Source organism: Geodermatophilus sp. SYSU D00079, from assembly GCF_054050635.1.
Window position 1 is genome coordinate 129,109 of the sequence record NZ_JBJGZS010000010.1, and the last position, 9,355, is coordinate 138,463.

Here is a 9,355-nt window from a genome sequence, read left to right on the forward strand (position 1 = left end):
TCCTCTCACTCTGCGGTGACCGCGGGCCGCGCCCGCTCCGGGCGCGGTTCGGGTGGCCGCGGCCCGTCGTGCCGCCGGCTCAGGTAGGTGCCGGCCACGTTGGCGCAGGCCACCAGCGGCACGGCGATGAGGGCGCCGAAGATGCCGGCGACCAGCAGGCCGGCGGCGATCGCCAGGACGACGGCCAGCGGGTGCACCCGCACCGCCCGGCCCAGCAGCAGCGGCTGCAGGACGTGCCCCTCCAGCTGCATGACCGCCACGACGACGGCCAGCGCGATGAGCGCCGTGATCGGCCCCTTGGACACCAGCGCGACCAGCACGGCCACCGAGCCGGCGAGGAACGACCCGATGATCGGGATGAACGCGCCCAGGAACACCAGGGCCGCCAGCGGGATGACCAGCGGCACGCCCAGGATCGCCAGGCCGACGCCGATGCCGATCGCGTCCACGAGCGCCACGGCGACGGTCGCGCGGACGTAGGAGATCAGCGTGCGCCACGAGCGGCGGGCGGCCTCGTCGACGTAGGCGCGGGCCTCGGCCGGGCACAGGCCGAGCAGCCACAGCCAGATGGAGCGGCCGTCCTTGAGGAAGAAGAACAGCGTGAACAGCGCGAGGACGATGCCGGTGAAGACCTCGCCCACGGTCGCCGCGGTGGTGAGCGCACCCGAGGTGAGGGTCTCCTGGTTGGCCACGAGCGCGTCCTGCGCGGCGGTCAGCGCCTCGTCGATCTGCCGCTGCGAGACGGGGAAGCTGTCGACGACGAAGTCGCGGATCTGGTCCAGGCCCTGGCTGACCTGGTCGGCCAGGTCGGAGAAGCCGGCGATGAACCGCTCGACGACCAGCGTGATGATGCCGGCGACGACGCCGAGCCCGACGACGAGCATCGCCAGCGCGGCCAGCGACCGGGGCCAGCCGCGCCGCGCCAGGGCGGCGGCGCCGGGCTGGAGCAGCGCCGAGAGCAGCAGCGCGACGAACACCGGCACGACGACGACCGCCACGTAGGCCGCGGCGTAGAGCAGCACGTAGATGCCGGCGATCACCACGATCAGCCGCCACGACCACGCGGCGGCGATCCGCAGCCCCGCCGGGACGACGGCGTCGTCGCTGGTCCGGCGGTCGGCCCCGGTGAGCCGCCGGGCGTGCTGGCCGCTGCGGTGGGGGCGACCGCCGGCCGGGGGGCCGCTCACCCCGCCGGGTCCGATCGGCCCGTCGAGGTCCGGGGCGCCGGGGTGGGGGCTGCCCAGCGGCTGGGCGGCGTCGTCCCCTGCCGGGAGGTCGGCGGCCGGCTCCGCGGGGACGTCGTCGCGCACGAGGATCGCGCGGTCGTCGTCCCGCTCCGGCCAGCCGTGCGGGTCGTGCTCGGCCGCGGCGCGGATGCGCTCGCGCGCCCGCTCCACCAGGTGGGACGCCCGTCGCAGCATCGGTACCTCCGGCGGGCAGTAGGGGCAGTCGATGATCAAGGTAGCCCTGCGGGAGACTGTCCCCGTGGTGCGACGAGCTGACCGGTGGCGGGCGGTACCCCGATGATCGAGCGGTACACGCTCCCCGCGATGGGGCGGGTCTGGAGCGACCAGCACAAGTACGAGCTGTGGTGTCGCGTGGAGACCCTGGTGCTGGAGGCGCACGCGGCGGCCGGGCGGGTGCCTGCCGACGTCGTGGAGCCCGTGCGCAAGGCGGCGCCCCCGACCCCGGAGCGGGTCGCGGAGATCGAGGAGACGACGCAGCACGACGTCATCGCCTTCCTCACCGCGTGGGCGGACAACACCGAGCCGCGGTCGGCGGCGGCCTACGTGCACCACGGCATGACGTCCTCGGACCTGCTGGACACCGCCCTGGCCGTGCAGCTGACCGAGGCCACCGACCTGCTGCTGGCCCGCATGGACCGGCTGGTCGCCGTGCTGCGCGACCACGCGCTGGCCCACCGGCACACGATCAAGGTCGGGCGCACCCACGGCGTGCACGCCGAGCCCGACGTGTGGGGCCACCGGGTCGCCGACATCGCCTTCGCCGCCGCCCGGTCGCGCGACCGGCTGCGGGCGGCCCGGGAGCGGGTCGGCGTGGTGGCCATCTCCGGTGCCGTCGGCACGTACTCGCTGATCGACCCGTCGGTGGAGGTGGCCGTCGCGCAGGCGCTGGACCTGCGCCCGGCCGACGCCTCCACCCAGGTGGTGCTGCGCGACTCGGTCAGCGAGTGGGTCGCGGCGCTGGCGATCATCGCCACGGTCTGCGAGACGGTGGCGCTGGAGGTGCGGCACGGCCAGCGCACCGAGGTGCGGGAGCTGTCGGAGGCCTTCGGCTCGGGCCAGAAGGGCTCGAGCGCCATGCCGCACAAGAAGAACCCGATCCGCTCCGAGCGCATCGCCGGCCTCGCCCGCGTGGTGCGCGCCGCCGTCGTCCCGGTGATGGAGGGCATCCCGCTGTGGCACGAGCGGGACATCTCGCACTCCTCGACCGAGCGCGTCTTCCTGCCCGACGCCGCGATCACCACCGACTACCTGCTGCACCTGACCACCGGGCTGGTGGAGAACCTGGTGGTGGACGCCGACCGGATGCGGGCCAACCTGGAGTCCACCGGCGGGCTGATCTACACCTCGTCGGTGCTGCTCGAGGTGGTCGAGGGCGGGCTGTCCCGCGAGGACGCGTACGCGCTCGTGCAGTCCGCCGCCATGGAGACGTGGAACACCGGGACGCCGTTCCGCGAGACGCTGCGGGCGCGGGCCGCCGGCTCCGGGGTGACCCTCGACGAGGCCCGGCTGGACGAGATCTGCCGGCCGGAGCGGTACGTGGCCAACCTCGACCCGCTGTTCGAGCGGCTGGCCGCGCTGTCGTGAACCTCCCCCTGGTCGCCCGCGGCAAGGTGCGCGAGATCTACGACGCCGGCTCCGACCGGCTGCTGCTGGTCGCCTCCGACCGCATCTCCGCCTACGACCACGTGCTGCCGACCCCGATCCCCGACAAGGGGCGCGTGCTCACCCAGCTGTCGGTGTGGTGGTTCGGGCAGCTGGAGCCGGTGCTGGCGTCCTTCGGCGCGGCGCACCACCTGGTGTCGGCCACGGACGTGCCCGCCGAGGTGGCGGGGCGGGCGATGCTGGTCCGCCGGCTGTCGATGCTGCCGGTCGAGTGCGTGGCCCGCGGGTACCTGTCGGGGTCGGGCACCGTGGAGTACCAGCGGTCCGGCGCCATCCGGGACGTCGCCCTGCCGGCCGGCCTGGTCGAGGGCTCGCAGCTGCCCGAGCCGGTGTTCACGCCGTCCACCAAGGCGGAGGTGGGCGAGCACGACGAGGCCATCGACTTCGCCGCGGTGGAGGCGGCGGTGGGGGCCGACCGGGCCGCCGAGCTGCGCGCGCTGACGCTGGCGCTGTACCGGCGGGGCGCGGAGATCGCCGCGGAGGCGGGCATCATCCTGGCCGACACGAAGTTCGAGTTCGGCCTGGACGCCGAGGGCCGGCTGACCCTCGGCGACGAGGTGCTCACCCCCGACTCGTCCCGCTTCTGGCCGGCCATCACCTGGTCGCCGGGTGACGTGCAGCCCTCGTACGACAAGCAGTACGTGCGCGACTGGCTGACGACGTCCGGCTGGGACCGGGTCTCCCCGCCGCCGGAGCTGCCGGCCGACGTGGTCGAGGCGACCCGCGAGCGGTACGTGAGCGCCTACGAGGCGCTGACGGGCACCACGTTCCACTGACGTGCCACTGACGCGCGCGGGGATCTCCTACCGGTCCGGCGGGGCCGGGGACGACCTGCTCCTGCTGCTGCACGGGCTGGGCGCCACCGGCGCGGTCTGGGACCGGCTGCTGCCGCTGGTCGAGCGGGGGTGGCCGGGGTCGTGGGCGGTGCCCGACCTGCGCGGCCACGGGCGGTCGGTGGCCGAGCCGCCGTACGGGTACGCGGTGCACGCCGCGGACGTGGCCGCGCTGGCCGCCGGCGCCTCGCGGGTGACCGTGCTCGGCCACTCGTTCGGCGGCGTGGTCGGCGCGGTGCTCGCCGGTGGCTGGTACGGGGTGCCGGTCGAGCGGGTGGTCGCCGTGGGCGTCAAGATCGACTGGACCCCCGAGGAGGAGGCCCGCGCCCGGACGATGGCCGGCCGTGCACCGCAGGTCTTCCCGACCGCCGCCCAGGCCGCCGACCGGCACCTGCGGCTGGCCGGGCTGAGCGGCCTGCTCACGCCGGAGGACCCGGTCGCACGGGCCGGCGTCCGCGAGGCCGAGGGCGGGTTCGTGGCCGCGCTCGACCCCCGGGCGTTCGGCGCGGTGGGCCCCTCGGTGGAGGAGGTCCTGTCGCGGGCGGTCGCACCGCTGCGGCTGGCCGCCGGGTCCGCGGACCCGATGGTCGGCCTCGACGCGATGCGCCGGGTGGACCCGGGCGCGGTGCTGGTCGACGGCGCCGGCCACAACGCCCACTGGGAGGCCCCCGAGGCGGTGTGGTCCCTGCTGGCCCGCTGACGTCCGCGCAGACCCGCGAGATCGGCGGCCGGCCCGGGGTCGCCGCCCCCACCGTCGCCGCCCCTACCGTGGCCGCCCTTACCGTCGAGATCCCGTCATCTCGCACGTCCCAGGGGCCCGGAGCGTACGAGATCCCGGGATCTCGACGGGCCTGTGGACGACGGGAGCGAGCGGACCCGTGGTCGCGGCAGGGTGCCCCGGTGTCGAGTCGACCCCGTCGCCAGATCACCGGACCCGTGACCCGAGCCGCCGCTCGTGCGGCCGGGCTCAACGACCGCCACCTCCGGCAACCCGGGATGCTCCGACTCTCCCGGGACACCTACCTGCCCCTGTCGATGGGCGACGACGTCCGGGCCCTGCTGGCCGCCGTCCTGCTGACCGCACCCCCGGGGGCCGTCGCCAGCCACCGCACGGCGGCAGCCCTGTGGGGTCTCGAGATCCCGCTCGAGGACCGCGACGACCGACGTGTGGACCTCACCGTGCCGACGACCGCGCGGGTGGTGAGCCGGCGCGACCGCCGGGTGCACCGCATCGCTCTCGGCATCGAGGACGTCGCCCGCCGCGGGGCGGTCCCGGTGACCTCGCCCGCCCGCACCTGGCGCGATCTGGCCGGTGTCCTGGAGCCCGCCGCGCTGCTCGCGGTGACCGACCAGCTGCTGGACGGGACCTGCTCCCGGGCGGACCTCGCGCGCCAGCTGGCCCGCCGTCCCCGGGGCCGGGGCTCCGCGCGTGCCCGGGACACGCTGCCGGTCGCAGATCCCCGCGCCGAGTCGCCGATGGAGTCGGTGCTGCGCTGGCTCCTCCACGCGGCCCGCCTGCCCGCGCCCGACCTCCAGTACGTCGTCCGCGATGCGTCGGGAACGGTGCTCGGGCGGGCCGACCTGGCCTGGCCGGAGCAGAGGGTGATCGTCGAGTTCGACGGCGACGGGCACCGCGAGCGGGACGTCTTCGTCCACGACCTGCGCCGTCAGAACCGTCTCGTCGCAGCGGGCTGGACGGTCCTCCGGTTCACCTCCGCCGACGTCCTCGGCCGGCCCGACGAGGTGATCGCCGGGATCCGCCGCGCCCTCCAGTGACGAGATCCGCGGATCTCGCACACGTGACGGGCCCAGGGCGTGCGAGATCCGCGGATCTCGACGGCACGAAGGCGGCCGGGGGGAGACCAGGGTCACCCGCACCGCGGCCGGTGCGCCGCGTCACCCCGGTACCCTCGACGTCGTGCCCCAGGTGGTCGTCGACGTCGTCCTCAAGCCGGAGATCTCCGACCCCCAGGGGCAGGCGGTGCTGGGAGCGCTGGGCCGGCTCGGCCACGACAGCGTGCGCAGCGTCCGCCAGGGCAAGCACTTCGTGCTCGAGGTCGACGGGACGCCGGACGAGGCGGAGCTCAAGCAGATCGCCGAGACGCTGCTGGCCAACCCCGTCATCGAGGACGTCGAGCTCCACCTGCCGACCGACTGAGAGAGAACGCTCCCGTGCGCATCGGTGTCATCACCTTCCCGGGCTCCCTGGACGACGTCGACGCCGCGCGCGCGGTGCGGCTGGCCGGCGCGGAGCCGGTCGCGCTCTGGCACGCGTCGCACGACCTCCAGGACGTCGACGCTGTCGTCCTCCCCGGGGGTTTCTCGTACGGCGACTACCTGCGCGCGGGCGCGATCGCGGCGCGGGCGCCGATGATGGCCGACGTCGTCGACCGGGCGCGGAAGGGCATGCCGGTCCTCGGCATCTGCAACGGGTTCCAGGTGCTCTGCGAGGCGGGCCTGCTGCCGGGTGCGCTCACCCGCAACGGCCACCTGCACTTCCGCAACCGTGACCAGGCGCTGCGCATCGAGCGCGCCGACACCGCCTGGACGGCGTCGTACGAGGCCGGCCAGCGGATCGTCGTCCCGGTGAAGAACGGGGAGGGCCGCTACGTCGCCGCGCCCGCCGACCTCGACCGCATCGAGGGTGAGGGCCGGGTCGTCGTCCGGTACGTGGAGGGCAACCCGAACGGCTCGATGCGCGACATCGCGGGGGTGACCAGCGCCGACGGCCGGGTCGTCGGCCTGATGCCGCACCCGGAGCACGCCGTCGAGGACCTCACCGGCCCGAGCACCGACGGGCTCGGCTTCTTCACGTCCGTGCTGACGGCGATGGTGTCCGCGTGAGCGCCGGCCTGTCCGACCTCGACACGGGGCCGGGCCCGCTGCAGCACCAGCTGGACACCGTCGAGCTGGCCGCCCGGACGGCGGACGTCGAGCAGCCCTACCGCGAGCTGGGCCTCAAGGCCGACGAGTACGCCCGCATCAAGGACATCCTCGGCCGCCGGCCCACCACCGCCGAGCTCGCCATGTACTCGGTGATGTGGAGCGAGCACTGCTCCTACAAGTCCAGCAAGGTGCACCTGCGCCGCTTCGGTGACCTGCCCCCGAGCGACGCGCTGCTGGTGGGCATCGGCGAGAACGCCGGCGTCGTGGACGTCGGCGACGGCTACGCGGTCACCTTCAAGGTCGAGTCGCACAACCACCCGAGCTACGTCGAGCCCTACCAGGGCGCGGCCACCGGGGTCGGCGGCATCGTGCGCGACATCCTGACCATGGGCGCCCGGCCGGTCGCCGTCATGGACTCACTGCGCTTCGGCCGCGCCGACGCCCCCGACACCGCGCGGGTGCTGCCCGGCGTCGTCGCGGGCGTGGGCGGCTACGGCAACTGCCTGGGCCTGCCCAACATCGGCGGCGAGCTGCTGTTCGACGACTGCTACGTGGGCAACCCGCTGGTCAACGCGCTGTGCGTCGGCGTCATGCGGCACGAGGACGTCCGGCTGGCCAAGGCCGAGGGCGTCGGCAACAAGGTCATCCTCTTCGGGGCGCGCACCGGCGGCGACGGCATCGGCGGGGTCTCGGTGCTGGCCAGCGAGACCTTCGACGCCGAGGGCCCGGCCAAGCGGCCCAGCGTGCAGGTCGGTGACCCGTTCACCGAGAAGCTGCTCATCGAGGCGTGCCTGGAGATCTTCGCCGCCGACCTCGTCACGGGCATCCAGGACCTCGGCGGCGCGGGCCTGTCCTGCGCGACGTCCGAGCTGGCCAGTGCCGGCACCGGCGGCATGCACGTCGACCTCGACACCGTGCCGCTGCGCGACTCGACGCTCACCCCGGCCGAGATCCTGATGAGCGAGTCCCAGGAGCGCATGTGCGCCATCGTCGAGCCGGACAAGGTCGAGGCCTTCCTCGCCGTCTGCCGCAAGTGGGACGTGCTGGCCAGCGTCATCGGTGAGGTCACCGACGGCGACCGGCTCACCGTCGACTGGCACGGCGAGCGCATCGTCGACGTCCCGCCGCGGACGGTCGCGCACGAGGGCCCGGTCTACGAGCGGCCGATGGCGCGCCCGGCCGACCTGGACGCGCTCCAGGCCGACGACCCGGCCGCACTGGCGCGCCCGGGGACGCCGGAGGAGCTCACCGCGCACTGGCTGGCCGTCGTCGCCAGCCCCGACGGTGCGGACAAGTCCTGGGTCACCGAGCAGTACGACCGCTACGTCCGCGGCAACACCGTGCTGGCCCAGCCCGACGACGCCGGCGTGGTCCGCATCGACGAGCAGACCCACCGCGGCATCGCCCTGGCCCTCGACGGCAACGGCCGCTACGCCCGGCTGGACCCCTACACCGGGGCGCAGCTCAACCTGGCCGAGGCCTACCGCAACGTGGCGGTGAGCGGCGCCCGCCCGCTGGCGGTCACCAACTGCCTGAACTTCGGCTCCCCGGAGGAGCCCGAGGTCATGTGGCAGTTCGCCGAGGCCGTCCGCGGTCTCGCCGACGCCTGCCGCGACCTGGGCCTGCCGGTCACCGGCGGCAACGTGAGCCTCTACAACCAGACCGGCGACGTGCCGATCAACCCCACCCCGGTCATCGGCGTCCTGGGCGTGCACGAGGACGTCCGGAAGCGGGTGCCCACCGGCTGGCGGACGGCCGGGGAGACCGTGCTGCTGCTCGGCGAGACCCGGCCGGAGTTCGGCGGCTCGGCGTGGGCGTCGGTCGTGCACGGCCACCTCGGCGGCCGCCCGCCGGCGGTCGACCTGGCCGCGGAGCGGTCGCTCGGCGAGCTGCTGGCCGCGCTCGGCCGCGACGGGCTGGTCAGCTCGGCGCACGACCTCGCCGACGGTGGTCTCGCCCAGGCGCTGGCCGAGTCGGCGCTGCGCTACGACGTCGGCGCCCGGCTGAGCCTCGCCGGTGACCCCTTCACCGCGCTGTTCAGCGAGTCCGCCGCGCGCGCCGTCGTGACGACGGCCGACCCCGCGGCGGTGCGGAGCGCCGCCGAGGCGGCCGGGGTCGCGGTCACCGAGCTGGGGACGACGGGCGGCGACGCGCTCGCGGTCGAGGGTTTGGGCGAGCTGCCGCTGGCCGGGCTGCGGGCCGCGTGGAGCGCCACCCTGCCCGCGCTGTTCGGCACGCCGGAGGCCGCCGTGGGCACCGTCCCGGCGGGGACCGTCCCGACCAGCTGATGCCCGCGCCCATCTCCGCCGAGGAGCTGCGGGCGGCGCTGGCGCCCACGCTGGCCTGGCTGGCGGGGGAGGCCGAGGCGCCGCCCCGGTCGGTGGTGGGTGCGGCGGTGAAGACCAGCGCCCGCTGGCTGGCCCAGCAGGTGCCCGGGCGCTCGGTCGAGCTGCGGGTGCCCCCGCACGTCGCCGTCCAGTGCGTGCCGGGACCGCGGCACACCCGGGGCACCCCACCGAACGTGGTGGAGACCGACGCCGCCACCTGGCTGCGGCTGGCCAGCGGCCGGCTGACCTGGGCCGCTGCCGTGGCCGAGGGTCTGCTCACCGCCAGCGGCAACCGCGCCGACCTGTCCCCGCACCTCCCGCTGCCGCCCCTGCGCTGACCCCCCGGGGCACTGCCCCGGAACGGCGGACGGCGGGTGCCCCGGATGGGGCACCCGCCGTC

The 9,355-nt window shown here is 75.2% G+C and carries 9 protein-coding genes; 8 read left to right on the top strand and 1 reads right to left on the bottom strand.

The features are described from left to right. Window positions 1–5 precede the first annotated feature (5 nt). On the bottom strand, window positions 6–1,421 hold the full coding sequence (locus tag ACI79E_RS10995; RefSeq protein WP_456932573.1) for an AI-2E family transporter: 1,416 nt from the start codon (window positions 1,419–1,421) through the stop codon (window positions 6–8). An 84-nt stretch (window positions 1,422–1,505) separates the two neighbouring features. Here ACI79E_RS10995 and purB point away from each other — a divergent pair, with 84 nt between their 5' ends. The 8 genes from purB to ACI79E_RS11035 all read left to right on the top strand — a co-directional run bounded on the left by purB (window position 1,506) and on the right by ACI79E_RS11035 (window position 9,293). Next, window positions 1,506–2,831 (top strand): adenylosuccinate lyase, encoded by a 1,326-nt coding sequence (gene purB, locus ACI79E_RS11000; RefSeq protein WP_456932574.1) that lies wholly within the window; start codon window positions 1,506–1,508, stop codon window positions 2,829–2,831. Then, entirely contained in the window at window positions 2,828–3,685 is an 858-nt protein-coding gene (locus ACI79E_RS11005; RefSeq protein ID WP_456932575.1) for a phosphoribosylaminoimidazolesuccinocarboxamide synthase, read from the top strand. Before purB ends, ACI79E_RS11005 begins: the two co-directional genes overlap by 4 nt. A 1-nt stretch (window position 3,686) precedes the next feature. Next, a complete protein-coding gene (locus ACI79E_RS11010) occupies window positions 3,687–4,442 on the top strand; it encodes an alpha/beta fold hydrolase (RefSeq protein WP_456932576.1) in 756 nt (251 codons plus the stop codon). Window positions 4,443–4,738: 296 nt separating this feature from the next. Beyond that, window positions 4,739–5,518, top strand: a complete 780-nt coding sequence (locus ACI79E_RS11015; RefSeq protein WP_456932577.1) for a DUF559 domain-containing protein — start codon at window positions 4,739–4,741, stop codon at window positions 5,516–5,518. A 142-nt stretch (window positions 5,519–5,660) separates the two neighbouring features. Then, complete coding sequence (gene purS / locus ACI79E_RS11020) at window positions 5,661–5,900, top strand: phosphoribosylformylglycinamidine synthase subunit PurS (protein ID WP_456922396.1); 240 nt, start codon at window positions 5,661–5,663, stop codon at window positions 5,898–5,900. A 14-nt stretch (window positions 5,901–5,914) separates the two neighbouring features. After that, a complete protein-coding gene (gene purQ / locus ACI79E_RS11025; RefSeq protein WP_456932578.1) occupies window positions 5,915–6,586 on the top strand; it encodes a phosphoribosylformylglycinamidine synthase subunit PurQ in 672 nt (223 codons plus the stop codon). Continuing rightward, a complete protein-coding gene (gene purL / locus ACI79E_RS11030; RefSeq protein WP_456932579.1) occupies window positions 6,583–8,916 on the top strand; it encodes a phosphoribosylformylglycinamidine synthase subunit PurL in 2,334 nt (777 codons plus the stop codon). Before purQ ends, purL begins: the two co-directional genes overlap by 4 nt. Then, complete coding sequence (locus ACI79E_RS11035) at window positions 8,916–9,293, top strand: sterol carrier family protein (RefSeq protein ID WP_456932580.1); 378 nt, start codon at window positions 8,916–8,918, stop codon at window positions 9,291–9,293. Before purL ends, ACI79E_RS11035 begins: the two co-directional genes overlap by 1 nt. Window positions 9,294–9,355 lie beyond the last annotated feature (62 nt).

What these genes read in the sequence shown, in the direction of transcription:
- ACI79E_RS10995 (WP_456932573.1), bottom strand. Translation starts at nt 1,421, where the DNA reads ATGCTGCGACGGGCGTCCCACCTGGTGGAGCGGGCGCGCGAGCGCATC.
- ACI79E_RS11015 (WP_456932577.1), top strand. Translation starts at nt 4,739, where the DNA reads ATGCTCCGACTCTCCCGGGACACCTACCTGCCCCTGTCGATGGGCGAC.
- ACI79E_RS11035 (WP_456932580.1), top strand. Translation starts at nt 8,916, where the DNA reads ATGCCCGCGCCCATCTCCGCCGAGGAGCTGCGGGCGGCGCTGGCGCCC.